This is a genomic window from Paenibacillus sp. PCH8, from assembly GCF_002968835.1.
Taxonomy (GTDB): domain Bacteria; phylum Bacillota; class Bacilli; order Paenibacillales; family Paenibacillaceae; genus Paenibacillus.
The window spans coordinates 888120-909220 of record NZ_PKQK01000001.1 but is presented as its reverse complement, the minus strand read 5'-3'; the positions used below and the strand labels follow the sequence as shown (position 1 = coordinate 909220).

At 49.6% G+C, this 21101-nt stretch carries 17 protein-coding genes and 17 tRNA genes; 30 read left to right on the top strand and 4 right to left on the bottom strand.

Features of this window, described 5'->3' with window-relative positions; genetic code table 11:
* The first annotated feature begins 37 nt into the window (after positions 1–37).
* The 17 genes from C0Q44_RS04005 (at position 38) to C0Q44_RS03925 (ending at position 1635) form a co-directional block, all read left to right on the top strand.
* Positions 38–111 (top strand) — tRNA-Ile (locus C0Q44_RS04005).
* Positions 112–140: 29 nt separating this feature from the next.
* Positions 141–216 (top strand) — tRNA-Ala (locus C0Q44_RS04000).
* Between the two features lies 1 nt (position 217).
* A tRNA-Asn gene (locus tag C0Q44_RS03995) sits at positions 218–293 on the top strand.
* A gap of 5 nt (positions 294–298) precedes the next feature.
* Positions 299–390: transfer RNA gene (locus tag C0Q44_RS03990), tRNA-Ser, on the top strand.
* Positions 391–407: 17 nt separating this feature from the next.
* Positions 408–479, top strand: a tRNA-Glu gene (locus C0Q44_RS03985).
* A gap of 7 nt (positions 480–486) precedes the next feature.
* Positions 487–562, top strand: a tRNA-Val gene (locus C0Q44_RS03980).
* Positions 563–579: 17 nt separating this feature from the next.
* Positions 580–652 (top strand) — tRNA-Met (locus C0Q44_RS03975).
* A gap of 27 nt (positions 653–679) precedes the next feature.
* Positions 680–757 (top strand) — tRNA-Asp (locus C0Q44_RS03970).
* 24 nt (positions 758–781) lie between these two features.
* Positions 782–857 (top strand) — tRNA-Thr (locus C0Q44_RS03965).
* Positions 858–954: 97 nt separating this feature from the next.
* Positions 955–1030 (top strand) — tRNA-His (locus C0Q44_RS03960).
* Positions 1031–1040: 10 nt separating this feature from the next.
* Positions 1041–1115: transfer RNA gene (locus tag C0Q44_RS03955), tRNA-Gln, on the top strand.
* A gap of 9 nt (positions 1116–1124) precedes the next feature.
* Positions 1125–1200: transfer RNA gene (locus tag C0Q44_RS03950), tRNA-Lys, on the top strand.
* Between the two features lie 9 nt (positions 1201–1209).
* Positions 1210–1296: transfer RNA gene (locus tag C0Q44_RS03945), tRNA-Leu, on the top strand.
* Between the two features lie 8 nt (positions 1297–1304).
* Positions 1305–1379: transfer RNA gene (locus C0Q44_RS03940), tRNA-Gly, on the top strand.
* A gap of 6 nt (positions 1380–1385) precedes the next feature.
* Positions 1386–1462: transfer RNA gene (locus tag C0Q44_RS03935), tRNA-Arg, on the top strand.
* 16 nt (positions 1463–1478) lie between these two features.
* A tRNA-Pro gene (locus C0Q44_RS03930) sits at positions 1479–1551 on the top strand.
* Between the two features lie 13 nt (positions 1552–1564).
* A tRNA-Gly gene (locus tag C0Q44_RS03925) sits at positions 1565–1635 on the top strand.
* 166 nt (positions 1636–1801) lie between these two features.
* On the opposite strand, the gene C0Q44_RS03920 is transcribed toward C0Q44_RS03925, so the two are convergent.
* Both C0Q44_RS03920 and C0Q44_RS03915 read right to left on the bottom strand, forming a co-directional pair.
* Positions 1802–2662, bottom strand: coding sequence for a hypothetical protein (locus tag C0Q44_RS03920; RefSeq protein ID WP_258166164.1), 861 nt, complete (start codon positions 2660–2662; stop codon positions 1802–1804).
* Between the two features lie 145 nt (positions 2663–2807).
* The gene (locus tag C0Q44_RS03915) at positions 2808–3716 is read right to left on the bottom strand and encodes a LysR family transcriptional regulator (protein WP_105406154.1); all 909 of its coding nucleotides are present in this window, start codon (positions 3714–3716) and stop codon (positions 2808–2810) included.
* Positions 3717–4056: 340 nt separating this feature from the next.
* On the opposite strand from C0Q44_RS03915, the gene C0Q44_RS03910 reads away from it, so the two are divergent.
* From C0Q44_RS03910 to C0Q44_RS03880, 7 genes are all read left to right on the top strand, one after another.
* A complete protein-coding gene (locus tag C0Q44_RS03910; protein ID WP_105407592.1) occupies positions 4057–5073 on the top strand; it encodes an ABC transporter ATP-binding protein in 1017 nt (338 codons plus the stop codon).
* Between the two features lie 104 nt (positions 5074–5177).
* Positions 5178–6251, top strand: coding sequence for an ABC transporter substrate-binding protein (locus C0Q44_RS03905; RefSeq protein ID WP_105406153.1), 1074 nt, complete (start codon positions 5178–5180; stop codon positions 6249–6251).
* A gap of 210 nt (positions 6252–6461) precedes the next feature.
* Complete coding sequence (locus C0Q44_RS03900) at positions 6462–8132, top strand: ABC transporter permease (RefSeq protein ID WP_105407591.1); 1671 nt, start codon at positions 6462–6464, stop codon at positions 8130–8132.
* A complete protein-coding gene (locus C0Q44_RS30735; RefSeq protein WP_258166163.1) occupies positions 8129–9718 on the top strand; it encodes an MBL fold metallo-hydrolase in 1590 nt (529 codons plus the stop codon). The genes C0Q44_RS03900 and C0Q44_RS30735 overlap by 4 nt, the downstream gene beginning before the upstream one ends.
* 250 nt (positions 9719–9968) lie before the next feature.
* Positions 9969–11198, top strand: coding sequence for an anhydro-N-acetylmuramic acid kinase (locus C0Q44_RS03885; RefSeq protein ID WP_105406152.1), 1230 nt, complete (start codon positions 9969–9971; stop codon positions 11196–11198).
* Between the two features lie 116 nt (positions 11199–11314).
* On the top strand, positions 11315–11644 hold the full coding sequence (locus C0Q44_RS31995) for a MurR/RpiR family transcriptional regulator (protein WP_483874447.1): 330 nt from the start codon (positions 11315–11317) through the stop codon (positions 11642–11644).
* Complete coding sequence (locus tag C0Q44_RS03880) at positions 11596–12162, top strand: MurR/RpiR family transcriptional regulator (protein WP_483874446.1); 567 nt, start codon at positions 11596–11598, stop codon at positions 12160–12162. The genes C0Q44_RS31995 and C0Q44_RS03880 overlap by 49 nt, the downstream gene beginning before the upstream one ends.
* A gap of 137 nt (positions 12163–12299) precedes the next feature.
* On the opposite strand, the gene murQ is transcribed toward C0Q44_RS03880, so the two are convergent.
* Both murQ and C0Q44_RS03870 read right to left on the bottom strand, forming a co-directional pair.
* Positions 12300–13202, bottom strand: a complete 903-nt coding sequence (gene murQ, locus C0Q44_RS03875) for an N-acetylmuramic acid 6-phosphate etherase (RefSeq protein WP_105406151.1) — start codon at positions 13200–13202, stop codon at positions 12300–12302.
* Between the two features lie 22 nt (positions 13203–13224).
* The gene (locus tag C0Q44_RS03870; protein ID WP_105406150.1) at positions 13225–14187 is read right to left on the bottom strand and encodes an N-acetylglucosamine kinase; all 963 of its coding nucleotides are present in this window, start codon (positions 14185–14187) and stop codon (positions 13225–13227) included.
* Positions 14188–14564: 377 nt separating this feature from the next.
* Between C0Q44_RS03870 and C0Q44_RS03865 the strand changes: the two genes are divergently transcribed.
* From C0Q44_RS03865 to C0Q44_RS03840, 6 genes are all read left to right on the top strand, one after another.
* Complete coding sequence (locus C0Q44_RS03865) at positions 14565–15896, top strand: ABC transporter substrate-binding protein (RefSeq protein ID WP_258166162.1); 1332 nt, start codon at positions 14565–14567, stop codon at positions 15894–15896.
* A 55-nt stretch (positions 15897–15951) separates the two neighbouring features.
* Complete coding sequence (locus C0Q44_RS03860) at positions 15952–16875, top strand: carbohydrate ABC transporter permease (RefSeq protein ID WP_105406149.1); 924 nt, start codon at positions 15952–15954, stop codon at positions 16873–16875.
* A 38-nt stretch (positions 16876–16913) separates the two neighbouring features.
* Positions 16914–17747 (top strand): carbohydrate ABC transporter permease, encoded by an 834-nt coding sequence (locus tag C0Q44_RS03855; protein WP_105406148.1) that lies wholly within the window; start codon positions 16914–16916, stop codon positions 17745–17747.
* 271 nt (positions 17748–18018) lie between these two features.
* A complete protein-coding gene (locus tag C0Q44_RS03850) occupies positions 18019–19128 on the top strand; it encodes an ABC transporter ATP-binding protein (RefSeq protein ID WP_105406147.1) in 1110 nt (369 codons plus the stop codon).
* Between the two features lie 49 nt (positions 19129–19177).
* Positions 19178–19888: a hypothetical protein gene (locus C0Q44_RS03845; protein WP_105406146.1), complete on the top strand. Its 711-nt coding sequence runs from the start codon at positions 19178–19180 to the stop codon at positions 19886–19888.
* Positions 19888–21084 carry an exo-beta-N-acetylmuramidase NamZ family protein gene (locus tag C0Q44_RS03840; RefSeq protein WP_105406145.1) on the top strand — a complete coding sequence of 399 codons (1197 nt, stop codon included), beginning with the start codon at positions 19888–19890 and terminating at the stop codon, positions 21082–21084. Before C0Q44_RS03845 ends, C0Q44_RS03840 begins: the two co-directional genes overlap by 1 nt.
* The last annotated feature ends 17 nt before the right edge of the window (positions 21085–21101 follow it).

Below are 21101 nucleotides of genomic sequence, written 5' to 3'. Positions count from 1 at the left end.
TTTGCCCCCCTTGTCAAAGAATAAGGGATACATATTAGGGCCCTTAGCTCAGTTGGTTAGAGCGCACCTCTGATAAGGGTGAGGCCGGTGGTTCGAGTCCACCAGGGCCCATAGTAATACAAAGCAATACTACAGTGTATGGGGCCATAGCTCAGCTGGGAGAGCGCCTGCCTTGCAAGCAGGAGGTCAGCGGTTCGATCCCGCTTGGCTCCACCATTCCCTGATAGCTCAGTTGGTAGAGCACTCGACTGTTAATCGAGTTGTCACAGGTTCGAGCCCTGTTCGGGGAGCCATATATGGAGAGGTGTCCGAGCTGGCCGAAGGAGCACGATTGGAAATCGTGTAGGCGTCACAAGCGTCTCGAGGGTTCGAATCCCTCTCTCTCCGCCAGATATATTTTTTAGTAAGGCCCGTTGGTCAAGGGGTTAAGACACCTCCCTTTCACGGAGGTAACAGGGGTTCAAATCCCCTACGGGTCATATTCATGGAGGCTTAGCTCAGCTGGGAGAGCATCTGCCTTACAAGCAGAGGGTCGGGGGTTCGATCCCCTCAGCCTCCACCATAACACTTTAATAATGACGCGGGGTGGAGCAGCCCGGTAGCTCGTCGGGCTCATAACCCGAAGGCCGCAGGTTCAAATCCTGCCCCGCAATTAATCTTTCCTTAGAGAAAGTAACGTGGAACCGTGGTGTAGTTGGCCTAACATGCCTGCCTGTCACGCAGGAGATCGCGGGTTCGAATCCCGTCGGTTCCGCCATTTTTTTGTTAAAAAAAACACCGTGCCGGTGTAGCTCAACTGGTAGAGCAACTGACTTGTAATCAGTAGGTTGGGGGTTCAAGTCCTCTCGCCGGCACCACTTTTAGTATTCACATATGAATCTGTGATAGTATGTATATTATAGGTACAGTTGTAAATACTAAGATACTCTTAGTGGATGAATGGCTTACTTTATGGCGGTCGTGGCGAAGTGGTTAACGCACCGGTTTGTGGATCCGGCATTCGGGGGTTCAATTCCCCTCGATCGCCCCATGATTTTTAATGGGGATTAGCCAAGCGGTAAGGCAACGGACTTTGACTCCGTCATGCATAGGTTCAAATCCTATATCCCCAGCCATTTCATTATGAGTCATTAGCTCAGTTGGTAGAGCACCTGACTTTTAATCAGGGTGTCGAAGGTTCGAGCCCTTCATGACTCACCATTATATTTTGCGGTCGTGGCGGAATTGGCAGACGCGCACGGTTCAGGTCCGTGTGGGCTAACCCCCGTGGAGGTTCGAGTCCTCTCGACCGCACCAATTATTTTGCGGACGTGGCTCAGCGGTAGAGCATCGCCTTGCCAAGGCGAGGGTCGCGGGTTCGATTCCCGTCGTCCGCTCCAATATTTGCGCCCTTAGCTCAGCTGGATAGAGCGTTTGACTACGAATCAAAAGGCCGGGAGTTCGAATCTCTCAGGGCGCGCCATTATTCTCATAAATATCGGGATGTAGCTCAGCTTGGTAGAGCACCTGGTTTGGGTCCAGGGGTCGCATGTTCGAATCGTGTCATCCCGATTTTTTTGTTTTTGCGGGTGTAGTTCAATGGTAGAACTTTAGCCTTCCAAGCTAATAGCGTGGGTTCGATTCCCATCACCCGCTTCCTAGCAACATCAAAAAGAGCTCTTGCTTACTGCAAGGGCTCTTTTTGATGTTTAAATAGAACAGCGATTGTATGTATAAGAGTAATATCGTGTTGAAACAAGCTCCTCTCCTACGCTTACACAGGAAGAGGAGCTTGTTGTGTTTCATTCGTGAGAAAGAATGATTAGTATCTTTCCAGAATCGTCTGGGTTTTCAAACCATCGGCAGGGATCAGCCAGTTGTTGTTATCCATCAATTGCAGCAGTTGGGTACGTAGTCCGGAGACAGCCACAGCATCATCAGTTTTGAAAGATACCTCTACAATATTCTCAATACCTGTACCTGCTGCGTTACGGATGGGCCATACTTCGAATGTAAGCTCTTGACCATTCCATGTACCTTCATATCGTTGAAACGTTATCGGACCAAATGCACGGGATTGTGTAAGCTGCTGTTTACCCCAGTTGGAGGAAGACCAGTTTTTCAATTTGCCTGGAAGTTTGTCCAATAACATGTTTAAGGCTTCCGATTGGGAAGGAAGTTGAATGCCTGTCGCTTTGGTATCTACTTTTTTGGTGTTGGAGAAGCTCAGGGTCTGTTTGCCATATCCCCAATCAATCTCAGCCTCGTAATTATCATCAGACTTATCAAATCCTTCTTGATTCGCCAGAGTCAGTGCCGCATTAACATCCCCATTCATTACAGGGTACCGCTTTTTGTAGGTCAGTTCGTAGTTGTTTTTGTCATCTTTTTTGCGGAAACGAACGTTCCATCCTTGTTGATCCAATCCAAGAGCAATGGTGTCAAAGTACTCCACGTTGATGTTTCTTGCCGTGGCATTCAGGCCAAGTGTCTGAATCACTTCACTGCGCGGCGTCCCATCTGTATTCAGTACAAGTTCCGGCTTGGCCAGAAACTTCACTTCATAAGCAGGCACGGCATTAGCGGCAGCAGAAGCTTGCGGTGCTCCCCAAAATGTCATTCCACTTCCCAATGTTACGATGCTCAGCATCAACGAGGCAGTTACCTTTTTCCACTTTTTCAAAACCAATCACTCTCCTAATCTGGATTAACGTACAGACTCACTTTATCGCCTGAGTATATGAAAGCGATTAACGGGGAGCGCACATTGCGTTAACCCTGCATAGATTTGATGAATGGCAAACGATAGTTTATAGCGAATCAGGCAGTCATCCAAGGAAAAGGGGAAAGCCGTGACTCACCTCTCGCAGTACTTCCTTGAAGCGGTTGACCTGAACAGACGGATGGCGGTCTTTGTTATGTACCGTGTAGATATGGCGTGGTGCTTGCTCCCCCGGAATCGGAAGAACCTGAATGAGACCCTGCCGTTCCTCCCACTGTACTGCCATCCGTGACATGAATGAGACATGCCCTCCAAGTAACACGAGTTGTTTGATCGCTTCCAGAGAATCCATCTCCACCGTACTTCGCAGCCGAATGTCATGTTGCGCGAGCCATTGGTTGGTTAACCGCCTTGTACTGGATTCATCTCCATGTAAGGCAAAAGGAACCTGTGAGATATGCTCAGGCTTCAATAGATCTCTCTGGGCCAAGTCATGGTGTGGGGCACAGATTAATACTAGATCATCCTCACACAGTGTCTCTGCGTGCAGCACGGGTCCGACAAACGGCTCGGAAGAGATAACCCCCAGATCAATCTGATGTCGGATCACCATCTCACGGATAACGGGGGCCGGTTTGACGGATAACACGATACGAATGCCCGGGAACTCCTGCGAAAATGTATTAAGCATGGCAGGCAGCAGGTACGTAGCAGGTACGTAACTTGCTCCAATGTGGAGGGTGCCCCGATAGAGACTGTCATATTCCTTGACGACCCGGCGTGCTTCCTGGGTTAATGCATTGATTTTGACGGAATAATGAAGCAGGGCTTGTCCTGCCTCGGTTAGAAAGGTCTTTCCACTGCGTGATTCGAATAAGCGCACGCCCATCTCTTCCTCCAACGACTTCATATGAAATGTAACGGTGGGTTGCTTGATCCCCAGTAACTCCGCCACACTTGTCATGTGATGATGCTTGTCGATCAGCTCAACAATCTGTAATTTGATCAGATTCAATGTTCAAACACTCCTCTCGCTTCTACTAGCCCCAATAGATAAGATGATCTAATGCTTTCATAAAGACAGAGAGTACATAACCAATCTGAAGAAGCGAAGTACACGTTTTCTGGAAGAAAGCTGCTTCGGAAGATGGTGCTGTAATCGGAGCGACAAAAATGAAAATCAATTTAGCTCACCTACTATAGATTTAATCTATGAAGATCAACAGAATTCATCTAAAAAGTTAATTCCCATTTTACAAACATGACAAACAACTCGCGAAAGCGGGCGTTAGACTGAGAAAAGTACAAGAGACCAGTGCAAGAGATCAAGTAACAGAAGACAGGCAGGGATGCTTATGAAATTAGAGATGACTGGAATTCAAAAATCATTTAATCAAACACCCGCACTGCTGCCGACAGATCTAACGCTTGAACATGGACAGTTCACGACATTGCTTGGCCCATCCGGCTGTGGCAAAACAACACTGCTCCGCATGTTGGCCGGGCTGGAACAGCCGGATGCGGGGGAGATTCGTGCAGATGGTCAGTGTATCTACTCTGCGGCGAAGCGGATTGATATACCGACACATAAGCGTAATCTGGGCATGGTGTTTCAGGATTTTGCATTATGGCCGCATATGACTGTATATGAAAATGTAGCCTTCGGCCTGAAGGCCGGAAAACAGAAGTCCGATCTGAGACAAAATGTGAACGAAGCACTTGGCATGGTTCGCCTGGAAGGCATGGAAGATCGGTATCCTCATCAGCTGTCGGGTGGACAGCAGCAACGGGTTGCTTTTGCCAGAGCGGTAGCTGTCAGACCGGGTGTGATTCTATTCGATGAGCCACTCAGTGCACTGGATGCTGTACTCCGGGAAGAGATGCGAATCGAGATGATGTCATTGGTGCGGGATATGGGATTAACTGCGCTGTATGTCACGCATGATCAGATTGAGGCGATGTCGATGTCGGATGAAATTGTGGTCATGCAGAAGGGGCGTATATTGCAAAAAGGAACCCCTGAGACGATCTACTCCGCGCCAAGTGACCCCTATGTCGCTTCGTTTATCGGAAAGTCGAACTGGCTCACACCTAAGCAATCCATGGTTCGTCCAGAGCATGTCACCTGGAGCAAAACAGATCATGATGATCTGTGTTATCCCGGGATTGTACTCAGTGTCAGCTATGTAGGAGAACGTTATGAAGTTCGCGTGCAGATGGAAGGACTCGGCGTATGGACAGCCTATATGAACCAGAGAGTGCGCGTAGGGGAGAAGGTTCAGCTCTATGTATCCCCTGAGCGGATCTGCCGAATGGATGGTTACGACAACCCGAGTGTGAGGCAACGAGAAGTGATAGCAGCAGCCAACTAGCGTAGTAGATAGATGTGTTGGACGAACAGGGCACAGATTTGGCAGATCGTAGTGATTATCAAATGAGTAGGAATCCAATCATAATTTAAGGGAGATGGAACAACATGTTAGGTTTGAAAAACCGTAAAAAGAGTGCAACGTTATTATTAACAGCAGTGATGAGTATCAGTTTGTTCGGGTGTAGTACAGGGAACACGACTACCGGAAGCGCAGCACAACCTGCGGGTGAAGGAAGTACGGCGGTGGCGGCGGAGACGACGAAACCGGCCGGCGGCAAGCTTGTATTGTACAGTGCTGGCCCACAGAAGCTGGCAGATCATATCGTGAGCGGATTTACAGCTCAGACGGGTATTGAAGTTGAGATGTTCCAGGGAACGACTGGCAAAATCCTGGCTCGTATGGAAGCAGAGAAATCCAATCCGGTTGCAGACGTTGTGATTCTGGCGTCATTGCCTTCAGCACAGGCTCTGAAAGCAGATGGACTGACCCTACCTTACCCGGATGCAGCCAATGCAGACAAGTTGAACAAGGATTGGTCGGATGCAGAAGGTAACTACTTCAGCAGCAGTGCTTCCGCGCTGGGTATTGTCTACAATACGAAACTAGTATCTACACCACCAACAAGTTGGGCAGAGCTTGCTACACCTGCGTGGAAAGATGCAGTTAACATTCCAGACCCTACATTGTCAGGTTCAGCACTCGATTTCATCACAGGATACCTGAGCGCGAACGGTGAAAAAGGATGGGATCTGCTGAGTGCGTACAAAGCAAACGGCGTAGCAATGGCAGGAGCGAATCAGGAAGCACTTGATCCAGTCATTACAGGTGCCAAGAGCATCGTAGCGGCAGGTGTGGATTACATGGCGTATTCCTCCAAGGCCAAAGGTGAACCACTGGATATCGTATATCCTGAAGAAGGCACTGTAATCAGCCCAAGACCGGCAGCTATTCTGAAATCCAGTCCGAATGTTGAGAATGCCAAGGCGTTTATTGACTACTTGTTGTCCGATGAAGCACAGAAGCTCGTAGCAGATGCCTATCTGATTCCGGGCCGTGAAGACATTGAAGCGACTAACCGTGCCAATGTGAAGGATATCCCACAACTGAAAGTGGATTGGAACTGGATGAGCGAGCATGGCGAAGAGACAGCGGCACGTTTCTCCGAGACATTTAAATAAGTACTTTTGCATAAATCCAAAGAGCGTCTTTCAATAAGCAAGGTATAGATCGAAATGTTCTATTCGTCTATACGTTGTACCCGCGATCGATTTGATTCGGATGATGCAAAATACTGAAGGACGTAGTACTAGAGTGACGTTTAGGTAAAAGGTAAACCGGCTGTCTTGATGTGGAAGTCATGTGAGGTGAACGTAGTGAAACCTGTTGTAATGGACAACAACCGTATTTTTCGGAGAGTGGGCGTGATTCTGGCCCTCTTTCTGCTGACCATAAGCATTGGTGTGCCGCTCTTATTGATTTTCTGGCAAAGTGTATTCACGGACGGGCAATGGGACTGGATGGCTCCGATTCGCACGATTACCGGTCATCATCTATCCGGAGTGTTGCTGAATTCCGTCTGGCTTGGCATCTGCGTTGTAGTGGTAACCACGCTGCTGGCACTGCCACTGGCCTGGATGATGGCGAAGACCCGAATGGGCGAACATCGCTGGGTCGATGTGATTCTGATGATTCCGTTCATGACCCCGCCGTATATCGGCTCGATGGGCTGGATTCTGTTTATGCAAAAAGGGGGATACCTGCAGCAATGGGTACCCTCAGCTGCAGGTTGGAGTGAGCTGTTCTTCAGTTTCTGGGGCATGGTGCTCATCATGAGCTTGCACTTGTTCCCGTTCCTGTATCTACTGCTTCGGGATGCATTGATTCGCATCGGCGGCAATCTGGAAGAAGCGGGAGCCGTGCACGGTGCACGGGCTGGATACCGTTTCAGACGCATTATTCTACCCTTGTTGCTGTCGTCCTACGGCATGGGAATCATGCTTGTCTTTGTCAAAACGATTGCGGAATTCGGTACACCGGCGACCTTCGGGCGCAAGATTGGCTATTATGTCATGACCTCCGAGATTCACAAGTACATCTCCAGTTGGCCGATTGACTTCGGCAAGGCGACCTCGCTGGCTTCGGTGCTGTTGTCCGTCTGTCTGGTGATGTGGTATATGCAGTCTGCCATGAGCCGAAAGTTCACCTATCGTCTGGTTGGTGGCAAAGGACAACGTTCGAAGCGATATTCCCTTCGTGGTGGGGCTGGCTGGTTATGCGGCGCGTATCTGGCGGTTCTGCTGATCCTGTCGGTAGGTATCCCGTATTTCTCCATCATTGCCGCTTCGACCATGAAGCTACGCGGGTCAGGGTTGGCCTTTGATAATCTGACACTGGAGCATTACGGGGAGTTGCTATCCTGGGGATCGGTGAGCATGAAGGCAATTGGGAATAGTCTGGGGCTCTCCCTCGTAGCTTCCACAATCGCTGTTATTATCGGTACAGGTTTCGCACTGACGATCGGTAGGTCGTCTTCCTTCATACAGCGGGTGATTGACCTGTTCAGTCTATTGCCTAATACGGTACCGGGTATCGTCATGGTCGTGGGACTGATTCTCTTCTGGAACTCACCATGGATGCCAGTCACGTTGTATAACACCTATGGCATGGTTGTGCTGACGTATGTAGTGCTCTTCTTGCCTTACACGGTGCAATATGTCAAATCAAGCTTCACCCAGATTGACGGCACGTTGTTCCAGGCCGGGCAAGTATTTGGCGGAAAACCACTGTACATTCTGCGGCGGATATTGATCCCGCTGATCCTGCCCGGTATGTTGGCGGGTTGGATGATGACTTTTACAATTGCTACCCGTGAACTGGTAGGTTCGTTGTTGATTCTTCCACCGTCGATGCAGACATCGGCTACGTATATTTTTGCCCAGTTTGAACAAGGTCAGGTGTCCCTCGGTATGGCGATGGCTGTAGTAACCGTAGGCATGACGGTGCTGATGTTGCTGGGGATCGAAATGCTGAATTCAAAGAGAAAGTGGAATGCATCATGATCAAACTGAACGTATGGGGCGGTGCAGGGGAACATGGACGTTCCGCCTACCTCCTGAGTGGGAACCGATTTCGCCTGTTACTGGATTGTGGTGTGAAAAAAGAAGGTACGGGCGAGTATCCGCTGATTGAACCGGAGATTGTCCCGCAACTGAATGCGGTTCTGTTGTCTCACGCCCATGAGGATCATTCGGTCGCAATCCCTTTGCTGTACAAGATGGGTTATCAGGGGGAAGTGTGGACAACGAGGGAAACGAGGGAACAGCTGCGGACGTATTTTGCGAACTGGCGAAGGTTTGCAGAGCGTGTCGGAGAGGTACTCCCTTATGATGAAGCAGATGAGCAGGCCATTCGTTATCGGTATCTGGAGGATGCAGCAGTGTCCCAAACCTGGTTCGAACTGATACCCGAAGTAAAAGTAATGTGGGGCCGAAGCGGCCATCTGGCTGGATCGGTCTGGTTTGGCCTGCAAGCTGAAGGCAAGAAGATATGGTATTCCGGTGATTACACATCCGAATCAATGCTTTTACAGGAGGATTGTCCAGCGGAGGCATTCTTGCAGGCAAGCTCGCTTCGTGACAATCTGGTGTTGGATGCTTCGAGCAATCAGCAGTGGGGCACGGAGGAACTAATCGCCATAAACAGTGGGCAAAAGGCTGGATTGTTCATAAAGTCACAAGATCAGACATCTGTTACATCAGAGATATCGTCAAGAACACTCGTATCCACGGAGATACCCATAAAACAGGGTGATTTCACATCCAACGGAGTAGATGGAGCGGGCAGAGCAGGCAGAGCAAACGTAGCAGACGTTGCGCCAATATCTTACGTCGGACTGGTAGATCTGGCGATTGTTGATGCGGCCTATGGTACGGACCGGGATACACAGGCCGACAAACTGAAACAGCTGGAACGAGCCATTCGCCAGACAATTGATCAAGGTGGCAAGGTGCTCTTACCCATGCCTGTCGTAGGGCGTGGACAAGAGATCATACTGTGGATACGGCAACAGTTTCCCAATGTTCCAATCATAGTGGAACAAGGTCTGGTGGATGGCATGAAGCAGCTTATGCATGTTCCATACTGGTTGAGGGAAAAGGGAGAGCATATCACCGGAAGTTTGTTGCAAGACGAATTGGATTGTTTTCTGACCGGACGAGGATGGGATCTGCCTACAACCACCCAAGAGCGGGAACAACTGTTGGATCAACATGCTGCTTCGTTGTGGTTCATTCCGGACGGAATGATGCAATCCTCGCTTGCCCGCTGGTACTACAGCCAATTATCGGACAGAGAGGAGAATCTGATTCTGCTCACCGGGCATACTGCTCATGGTACATTTGCTGATAAGCTGCTGCGGGAATCTGGCAAATATGGAGCGTGTGAGGTGCGAAAAATACGCTATAAAGTGCATCAGGGCTGGAAGGATGTCGAGCGAATGATGCATCGGATTCCCACAAGACATACGGTACTTGTGCATGCTGACCGAGCAGAGACGGACAGATTAAAAGAAGGATTGCTCAGAAATAGCCCGTCGCCGGGAACAGCCATACATTCACTGTCTGCTGGTGACGAGCTATATGTGTGAAGTGTGCATGAATCGAAGTGTTGCGTTCATTATCTGAGAGCGTCCCTGGGGACGTTCTTTTTTCTTTATTTATCTTTTATTGAAAGAAAACATCATGTGCGTTCGCAAATGGGATGCATATTTCTCTTTCTCTTTCAGTTTTGTAATTAAATTTCACGTAATGTTTGACTTGTGAAATTTAATATCATATACTGGGTGAAATTATGGCAGGATGACGTGTTCATCGGGTCTGGCGGGAGGTTGTGAATGGATGGATACAGGCAGCTATCCGATGTGGGAACAGTATCGCTTGAAGCGGGAGCATTACATCATCGGGCTGATGTCAGGAACGTCACTCGATGGAACAGATGCGGCATTGGTACGTATTTTGACGGATGATAGTGGGGCATTGGAGCAAATGGATCTGATTGATTTTGTGTGCGTACCCTACTCCAACGAGCTGAGAGAAGCACTCATTCGGTTGTGTTCACCAGAGACGGCGCGAGTGGATGAGCTGACAACTGCTCATTTCGGAGTATCAGAGTGGTATGCGCATAGCGTCATGAAACTGATCCATTCTTCAGGCATCTCACCCGGACAGGTGGATGCGATTAGCATGCACGGGCAAACGGTATGGCACGCACCTGTAGGTTCCGCTTTTCCAGGACCCACAGGAGGGAGTCTTCCCGTGATATCCACGCTGCAGATCGGTGAATGTGCTGTCGTTCGAGAACGGACAGGGCTGCCAGTGATCGGCAACCTGCGAGCAAGGGATATGGCGGCTGGTGGGGAAGGTGCACCGCTTACGCCTTATGCGGATGCTCTGATGTTCCGCAGCCCGACGGAAGGACGGCTGGTGCAGAATATCGGCGGCATTGGAAATGTAACGGTGCTTCCATCCGATTCATCTACCGAAGGTATTTCGGCATTTGATACGGGACCAGGCAATATGGTGATGGACGCTATTGTGCGGCAGGCAACGGATGGGCAGCAGCATTATGATCCGAGTGGAAGTATTGCCGCACAGGGGAAGATCGATCAGGGTCTGGTAGACCTGTGTTTGGAAGATGAGTATTTCAAAAGGCTTCCGCCGAAAAGTACCGGGCGAGAAGTATATGGCGCCACGTATGCAGTGAGACTGATGGAGATGGCCGCAGCACGTTCCTTAACGCTGGAAGATACGCTGGCTACTGCCACCTGTCTGACCGCGGAAACAATTGTGCGTGCAGTGAAGGATTTTATCCTGCCCAAGGTGCAAATATCGGCCATGCTCGCCTGCGGTGGGGGCACTTCCAATGCCACGCTGATGGAGATGATCCGTCAGAGACTCCCGGAAGGCATCCGTTTGGAACGAACAGCAGATTATGGCATACCTGATGATGCTCGGGAAGCCATTGGATTTGCTCTACTTGGCCATGAGGCTTTAATGGGCAGAACGAACACGCTCCCGGCAGTAACCGGAGCAAAACACGCTGTAATCTCAGGCAATCTAACACTCTAGTGAGGTCTGACTTCTATTTGAGTTCAGTTATGGAAGGGCGAGGAATTCGATTAGACGTGAGTGGAATTATAAGATAAAATGCTTGTACATGAATGCAGTACGGACAGGAGGAGCGGATGGAAGGCATGAAAGGTGGACTTGTACGTTTACGCGCATTAATGGATGACTTGACTCCGTCGGAACGAAAGATCGGGGCGTATATTCTGGATCATCCCCAAGAGACGGTTCAATCCTCGGTGGCCCAGTTGTCTGAACGGAGTGGAGGCAGCCCAGCTGCCATTATTCGTCTTTGTAAATCGCTGGGGGTAACGGGTTTTCAGGAGCTAAAGCTGAAGATTGCCGGAGATTTGCAGACGAGTGAGCCATATCAATATACGGAGATTCGTCCCAGGACTCCATGGAGAGCATTATTCAGCATGTGTCCGCAAACAATATTCAGTCGGTGAAGGATACGGTTCATATTCTGGACCCACGTCTGGTGGAAAAAGCCGTTGACGTGCTTCATCGGGCAAACCGGATCTTTTTCTATGGAGTGGGGGCCTCGAACCTGATTGCGCTTGATGCACATTACAAGTTCATGCGAATCAATCGCACAAGCTTTTCGTTCGCCGATCCGCATATGCAGATTTCGTCCGCAACGACGCTTCGTGAAGATGATGCGGTTGTATGTATCTCGTATTCAGGGGAAACCTCGAACGTAATCTCCTGTCTCAAGCATGCTCACGAAGGCGGTGCAGCGACAATCAGCATTACCAAATGGGGTAGCAATACACTCAGTAGTATGGCGGATGTGCCTCTGATGATTACTTCCACCGAAAGTGATATTCGGAGCGGAGCAACATCGTCCCGAATTGCACAGCTGAACGTGATCGACATCTTGTATCTGGCCATTGCCAGTCGGGATTACAACCAGTCGGTGGAATATTTGGAGAAGAGCCGACAGGCTATTCTGGAACATAAATGAGAATGAACGAGTCCCTTACTGTTTTGAACAGGAGGGATTTTTTAATGGGTAGGACACGTTCGCTTTACCTATAAAAAATCAAAAAAAGGGCCCAGACCAATGTCGGGCTCCTTCGTGTTCAAGCATATATTACTACGTTATTCCCCTGAAATAGCACTGCGGACAAATCCGTCAGCCAGATCAAGCCTGCGCCGGGCTTCCGTTGCATCTACGTCTGCCATCAGCATGACGATCGCCGTTTTGACATGCCCATCAGCCGCGATAAATACCTGTTCAATGTCTGCTTCACTCGCGCCTGTGGCCAGCTGGATCATTCGTTTGGCACGATGGACAAGCTTCTCGTTCGAGGGGTTCAGATCCACCATGAAATTGCGGTAGACTTTGCCCAGACGAATCATGGCGGTAGTGGTGAGCATGTTCAGAATCATCTTCTGGGCGCTGCCTGCCTTCATGCGTGTTGATCCCATCACAATCTCCGGCCCCACAACGGCCTCAATACTCACATCAGCCAACAGGGTCATCGGCGTGCCAGCGTTATTGCTCAGGCTGATTACCGTAGCTCCGATCTCCTTGGCGTGTCTCATGGCACCCAGCACGTAGGGGGTTCGTCCGCTGGCGGCGATACCGACTACAACATCGTTTTTGTTCAATCCATGCTCATCCAAGTCGGTAGCTCCAAATTCCTCACTATCTTCAGCACCTTCAACGGGGTCCTTCACTGCCCGGAATCCCCCTGCAATAATACCCTGCACCATGGAGGGAGGGGTACCATAGGTAGGTGGGCACTCCGAAGCGTCAAGTATTCCTAATCTTCCACTGGTACCTGCACCCACATAGAATAGTCTGCCGCCTGACTGAAAGGCATCTACAATCCGGTCGGCAGCCTGTGCAATCACAGGAATGAGCGGTTGAATTAACTGTGCAATTTGTTGGTCCTCGCTATTAATCAGTTCCATAATTTCTGTCGAGGGCAGTTCATCTATATGATCTGTCAGTGGATTAGGTTGTTCGGTTATCAATGAGTTAAGCATGTGATTCATCCGTATGGCCTCCTTCTCTCTTTCAAAATGATCCATTCTGGGAACAGCGCTGCCTTGCCAACTGCGCCGCACCGACCGCCGGAGCCGGAGCATCCTCTCGGTGAACAAATTTTAGCTCTCCATCATATTCCAAAAGCCTCTGAATAAACGTATCTCGGAACAGCTCAGAGTAACGAAACAGTGATCCGGACAGGACAACCTGCGCGGCTGCGAATACATGATGACGGGCAATCAGTGCCTTTGCCGTATCTGCCAACTGTCCGGCTTCATCAATGATCAGCATCTGGGCAACCTCATCACCGGATTCGGCTGCTTCTATAGCGAGACGGGCGATGGATGCCGTTTCGGTTTTTCCCCAATCAGCCTGGTACACCCGTACCTTTAGCTCCAATAAATTCTGAAGATTCAGCTTCTGTATAAGAAGCGGGGCTAGCCGGGTTGGAGGGAGAATCCCGTCATAGCTCTGCATGATGGCTTGAAGCGTCCGTTGTCCGATTCGATAGCCACTTCCTTCATCTCCAAGTAGATGACCCCAGCCTCCTGCGCGGTAGCTTTCTCCTTCTGACGTGAAGCCGTACACGATAGACCCGGTTCCAGAGATGCACAATACACCCTGAGTGTGGCCGAGGAATGCCATCAGTGCAATCTCACCTTCCGATACAACCCAGACTGAAGAGGCTTCTGATCCTCTCCAATTTTTGTTCTTCATATAGTCATGTACTGCATCAACAATCATCTGACGTTCTTGAATAGTATCTATACCTGACATCCCTAGACATATACCTTCACATTTTGTCGAAAAATCATTTCTCAGATTAAAGAGCTGATCCAGCACCCGATGCAGTTCTGAAATCGCCTGTTCGGGCGCTACGCTGTGAGGATTGGTGGGGCCCCCACGGAACCGGGCGAGTACTTCGCCAGAATCTGAAATGATTGCTGCATCAGTATTGGTACCGCCTCCATCAATGCCTGCATATACTCGCAAACTGGCTCACCTCGCTTGCTTGGGTTTTCTTTTAACATAGTATAGTGGCATGAAATGAAAAAGTAAAATTAAATTTTATAATAAAAAATAATGTTGAATTTTTATTTCACAGCTCATATAATGAACTCAATCTACAAATTTGGAAGGAATTAATACTATTAATGTTAACTAAGTTGACGTCAGTATTGCATTTAAGAGATTTATCCTGCGTACTGGCAGGTCCAATCTACAGGGGAGGTGTTTTTCCTTACTGCCGAATTTATAGGTGGATGCCGTTTGAAGGCTGGATGATCTCGAAGGGGTAGCATGGTTAGGCAATGGAAGAATCGGAAGACGACATGCGAGGGAGATGAAGGGATGAAAAAGAAGGGTCTGGTATGGACAATGTTGTTGATGATGGTCTGGGTTACTGCCTGTGGGAACAGCGGGGCGCTGCTTCGGATGATCCGAATGCGGACGATACGGTAACGGTATGGACCTATCCTGTACATGGCACATATGAAGATGAACTGAAGGATCTGATCTCTGATTTCAATAAAGAACACCCGAACATTACCGTGAAGACGGAAATGCTCTCCTGGGCGGAAGGGCCCAAAAAATTCGATGTCGCTCTGAATGCAGGGAATCCGCCAGATCTGTATTTCCACAGTGTAGATGGTACGTATGTGAATACGGGACTGGGGCTTGAACTGGACAGCTACCTGACACCTGAGATCAAGGACGACTACTTGCCGGGTACGCTTGATTTAGGCCAGATTCAGGGGAAACAGTATGGATTGCCGTTATATCAATTCCAATGGGCATGGGGTGGTAACAAACGCATTCTGGAGGAAGCGGGCATGGACTGGAAATCCATTCAGCAAAATGGCTGGACCTGGTCCGAATTCAACGCTGCCGCGGCCAAGTTGACCAAAACGCTCGATGGCGGGGCTAAGCAGTATGCGTTGGTTACGGACGGTACTTCGCTCGACTTCATTGAAATGTTATCCCGGAACAACGGCATGATTGATGTTCTTGACAAAGACGGCACGTTCCAATGGAATGATGGGCGTATTCTGGATACGCTCTCTTTTATCAAAAACCTGATGGATCAAGGGTATATGCCTAAGGAAACGGCGGCTCTCGCTCCAGCGAAACGGACGGATATGTTCTACGCGGGTGAAACGGCGATTATCTCCAAAGCAATTCCTTACTATGATGTGATGATTCAGAACCGCAACAAGGATATCGACGATGGCAAGGTGCAGGGGGAGAAGATTGATTTTGTGCTGTTGCCTGTACCACATCATGACGATCAACCTGCGGCGACAACAATGGGCGGCGAAGGATACGTAGCCTTCAAACAGAAGAAGGACAAAGGTGAGCAGCATGCTAAAAATACGTTCCTGGTGATGGAGGCGCTTAGTGGTGCCAAAGCAGGGAACTCGGCCAATGAACTGGCGCTTCCATTCGTAAGACAGTCCCAGGTGGATCTGTTTAAAGGGAAAGAACTTGGGCAAGCGGATAATCTGGATGCTGCAAAAGTCATGGCAGAAAATATCGCGATGCCGGTTGTACTTGAACTGGATATCGACAAAGCATCCCAGCAAAAACAATTCAAGGAACAAGTTGTGAAGCCTAACCTTCAGGCGCTGTTCTCGGGTGAGAAGACACCAGAGCAGATCGCAGAAGATTTCAAGAACAAAAGCCAGCAGATGTTTGGACAATAACGCGGTCAATAAAACATGACGCAAAATCACACGGATTAGGAGAGGAGGATTCGCCATGCAGACCGCCCTTGCGCCAAAGCCGTCCGTGCCCCGGACTTCCCGGGTTGCCCGGTTATGGCGGGACTACGGGTGGGCGTATTTATTCATTTTGGCGCCTGTCCTGCTATTTCTCATTTTTACGCTGTATCCGGTACTGACGGCTCTCATTATGAGCTTCCAGAAATACAACATTATGAATTCCACCTGGGTAGGGTTGGACAACTATGAACGTCTGGTAAAGGATGAAACGTTCTGGAAGTCGATCAAAAATACGGTCATCTTTACCCTGGGTACGGTGCCAGTCAATATTCTCATCACATTTGTGCTGTCCTATTTCATCTTTCAGATGAAAAGCAAATGGCAGACTTTTTTCAAAGCTACCATGTATCTGCCTGCGGTTGCATCCGGGGTAACCATCTCCATCGTATGGCTGGCGATCTTTGATCCTACCGATTCGGGGTTGCTCAACCGTTTCCTCGGCCTGTTCGGCCTTGATCCGGTAATCTGGCTGGGCCAGTCGGGAACGGCACTCTTTTCCCTCATTCTCATGAACTGGCTCGGATCGCACGGAGCGGGCATTATTCTGTATCTGGCAGCCATGGGCGGCATTCCAAAATCGCTCTATGAAGCGGCGGATATCGACCATGCCAGTGGCTGGACCCAGTTCAGCAAGATTACATGGCCACTTCTAAAACCAACAACGCTCTACTTGCTGGTGACGGGTGTCATCATGTCTTTTCAGGTATTCATCTCTGTCTATCTGATGACGCAGGGCGGACCGAACTTTGCGACAACGACGATTGCCTATCTGATCTACGAGACAGCTTTCAAGTTCTATGAATTCGGATTGGCATCGGCTCAGTCATTTGTACTGGCTTTGATTATTATTGTCATTTCCGTCATCCAGTTCAAATATTTCTCCAGCGATATTGAGTATTAGAGGTAGTTGCATTAAGCATCCGGGGGTGAATGTAGTTCATGAAATCAACACAGAAAAAGACACTGCTCGTGGTTGCATCCATTCTGCTGGTTGGCTGGGCGCTGGTGACAGTCATTCCGATGTATTGGATGCTCGTCGGTTCGGTGCAGGATAGTGCGATGTCGGCTTCGTTTAAACCACAGATGATTCCGGAGCAGTTATCGTTATCACCATATGAGCGCTTTTTTGCCAAAACCGATGCCTGGCGCTGGCTGTACAACTCGCTGCTCATCTCGATCATTTTGACCGTCACGAATGTATTCTTCGCCTCCCTGGCGGGATATGCGTTCGCCAAACTGAAATTTCCGGGTAGTCAGGCGGTATTCTGGACGTTGCTTGGGACGATGATGATTCCGGCGCAGGTGACGCTGATTCCTTTGTACATTCTGATGGTTAACGTGTTTGACTTGGGGGATACGTATACGGCCATTATTTTGCCTGCTGCAGTTAGCGTAGGGAACATATTCCTGATGAAACAGTTCATGTCCACGCTGCCCACATCACTGATACATGCGGCACGTATCGATGCATGCAGTGAATTCGGCATCTTCTGGAAAGTCATTCTACCGATGGCGAAGCCAGGAATCGCGGTGCTTGCGATATTCACGTTTGTGGCTTCGTGGAACGAATTCTTCTGGCCGTTCCTCATTACCAATTCTAACGAGATGCGTACCATTCAGGTGGGGCTTGCCTCGTTCGTATTTGCCGAATCAACGGATTTCGGTGCGATGATGGCGGGGGCGACTATAGGTGCGCTGCCCATGATCATTCTGTTCTTCTCGCTGCAACGTTATTTCCTACAGGGTATTACGATCGGTGCAGTAAAAGGTTAATTCCTATATATGTTCAACTAAACATTTACACTATAACGGAGAGGACAGAAATAACCTGAAGAAGCGAAGGCGTTCGCCTAAAGCTTTCTGAAAGAAAGCTACATCGGAAGCCTAAGCTATCACCGGATTTTCCCTTTTTATAAAGGAATCAAAGAAATCTGGGGATAACAGCGATCGGAAGGTTGTTCTGTCATCGGAGTGCCAGTGTAAATATTCGGTAGTTGAAATTATATAGTTCAGGACAAAGGATTACGTAAAGGGGGATCTACCTATGGCACGCGTGGAGTTTCGCCAAGTGCGCAAAGAATTCAAAGACGATCATAAAGGAACGTTCACGGCTGTGGCCGGCTCGGACTTTGTTATAGAAGATAAGGAATTCGTAGTGTTTGTTGGTCCTTCGGGCTGTGGCAAGACGACGTCTCTGCGCATGATTGCTGGACTTGAAAAGCAAACGAGTGGCGATATTGTGATCGGGGATCGACTCGTTAACGATCTGCATCCGAAGGATCGGGATATCGCGATGGTATTTCAGGATTATGCACTCTATCCGCATATGACCATCCGTGAAAATCTGTCCTTTGGCCTGAAAAATCTGAAAAAGCCAAAGTCCTATATTGATGAACAGGTGCAGAATGCGGCCTCCATTCTGGGACTGGAAGCGATGCTGGAGCGCAAACCACGCGAGCTGTCCGGTGGTCAGCGCCAGCGGGTTGCGGTGGGCCGGGCGATTGTCCGTGATCCGCAGGTGTTTTTATTCGACGAACCACTGTCCAATCTGGATGCCAAGTTGCGGGTGCAGATGCGGGTGGAGTTGGGCGAACTGCATAAACGGCTCGGTGCCACGATTGTGTACGTGACGCATGATCAGGTGGAGGCCATGACACTTGGTGAACGCATCGTGGTCATGAATCATGGAGATATTCAACAGGTGGCTTCACCGAAAGAATTGTATGCGAGTCCGCGGAATATGTTTGTGGCCGGATTTATTGGTTCCCCGGCGATGAATTTTATCGATGCCTGGATTGAAGGCACACAGGTTGTCATCGAGGGAGCATCATTCACCCTGTCAGAGGATGTACTTGCTCGTCTTCAGAGCCATCAAGGCAAGCCGGTGATTTTGGGTTTACGTCCAGAGCATATTTTTGGTGACGATGTGGCTCCAAATATCCCGACAGATCACATACTGCAGGCGCGAGTTCAGGTCGTAGAACATTTGGGATCGGAGAATCTGGTGTATTTCCATTCCGGTGCCCGTACTGTTACGGCTAAAGTTCACCCCGAAACACATGCTTATGTAGGAATGGACAAAAATTTTGTGCTGGACTTGCGTAAGGCGCACTTTTTCGATCCAGAGACGGAGCTTGCGATTGGAAGAGAGTAAGAGACGAGGCCGGGCGAAGAAGGAATTGTGAGAAAGGGGGAGAGTGAAGATGCGTAAACTGAGTGAAGTGTTGGTCAAGTCGGGTGCGGAGATCTATCGGGATATTATTCCGGTGGCCTTGTACAGTGTCGTTAGCTCCATCGTGATGGTTCCTATTCTGATATTTGCTCCACTGCTGGTCGCGGTACTGCTTCTGGCCGTGATTTATATGCCAATCCTGTTCGGTGTCAGTTATGCCGTGTATCACAGACTGGAACGTAAGGAACGGCGTAATGGGCTCAAGGATATCTGGATCGGAACGGTGAAGGGAATGATTCCGGGAGGGTCGGTGGGTGTGCTTTTTGCGGTGCTTGGCTTCATTCTATGGTCAACCTGGTGGTATTACGGTGGACAGGGTGGAATTACAGGTACAGCAGTGAGCGTATTTCAAACGTTCTTCGTTCTCATGGCTCTAATGTCACAGTTCTATACCTGGCAGCTTGTTTTACAAAAAAACATGGGTATCCTTCAGGCGATGGGGGAAAGTGTAAAGCTGTTCTTCCGTCACCCGGGGTACACGATGGGCGCTTGTTTTCAGGCGATGTGTCTGACTGCTTTGCTGATGATTACTGTCGTTGGTTTCGGAACGCTGTTTGGAGGTATGTTTGCCATCTATCAGCATAAGGTTGCTCTCAATGTGCTGGAACCTGAAGAGGAACCTGCCGCAACAGGCGGTAATGATCACCAGCATACAGGGTGGATAAGCCAGGGGAATGTGTGATGGGCCAGTTGAATGGGACCGAGCTGATCCCGGCTGTAAAAACGGGAGTTGATCTTCTGTCCAGAGGGCTGTCGCATCCATGGTTAACCGATACTCGAATCGGTCTGATCACGAACCCGACGGGTATTACAGCGGACTTTGTATCGACAATAGATGTATGCGCCGGACTGGCGAATGCCGAGCTTACAGCGCTCTACGCCTGTGAGCACGGACTGGATGGAGAGCTTCAGGCAGGTGTCAGATTCGGAGATATGCTCCATCCGCGACTGGGCATTCCGGTGTTCAGCCTGTATGGAGACAGCAAGAAACCTGCGCCTGCAATGCTGGCTGGAGTGGACACGGTGCTATTTGACATTCAGGATGTGGGTATCCGTTACTACACGTATGCCTCAACCTTGTTTCATATGATGGAGGCCTGCGCTGGAGCAGGCAAACGAATGTTAATTCTGGACCGCCCCAATCCGTTGGGTGGAAACGCTGTGGAAGGCGGTGTGCTAAATGAGGGATATGAATCACTTGTGGGCGCTTGGCGTGTACCTATCCGTACCGGAATGACAGTAGGTGAGCTGGCCTTGATGGTCAACAGCGAGATGGATGTACCTTGCGAATTGGACGTGGTTGTCATGGAAGGATGGCAGCGCTCCATGGAGTTTGCGGATTGTGAGCTTCCCTGGATGCTACCCTCTCCCAATATGCCTACGCTGGACAGTGTGCGTGTATATGGGGGTACGTGCCTGTTCGAAGGCACGAATGTATCGGAAGGCAGGGGCACGACCCGCCCATTCGAGTGGATTGGGGCACCCTGGGTTGAGGGTGAGCGATTGGCGGAACGGTTTCGGGAACACAAGCTGGAAGGTGTGCATGTGCATCCCGTGTACATGTCGCCAACGTTCTCCAAACATGCAGGGGAGCTGTGTGGAGGAGTAAGGATTTTTGTAACGGACAGCAGGAAATTCCGGGCGGTAGAGACAGGGTTGGTGCTTTTGCATGAACTGATTTCACTCTACCCGGAGCAGTTCTGCTGGCTGGAGCCACCACGGCCGGGTTCAAGGTACTTTATCGACCTGCTGGCAGGGGGCACGGAAGTCAGGGAAACCATTCATGACCGGGCAGTACTCGTTTGTTTAATCGAAGCGTGGAATGTACAGGCAGCGGAATGGAAGGAGCGGCGAAAGCCATTTTTGTTATATCAATGAACAGATGTTTGTCATCG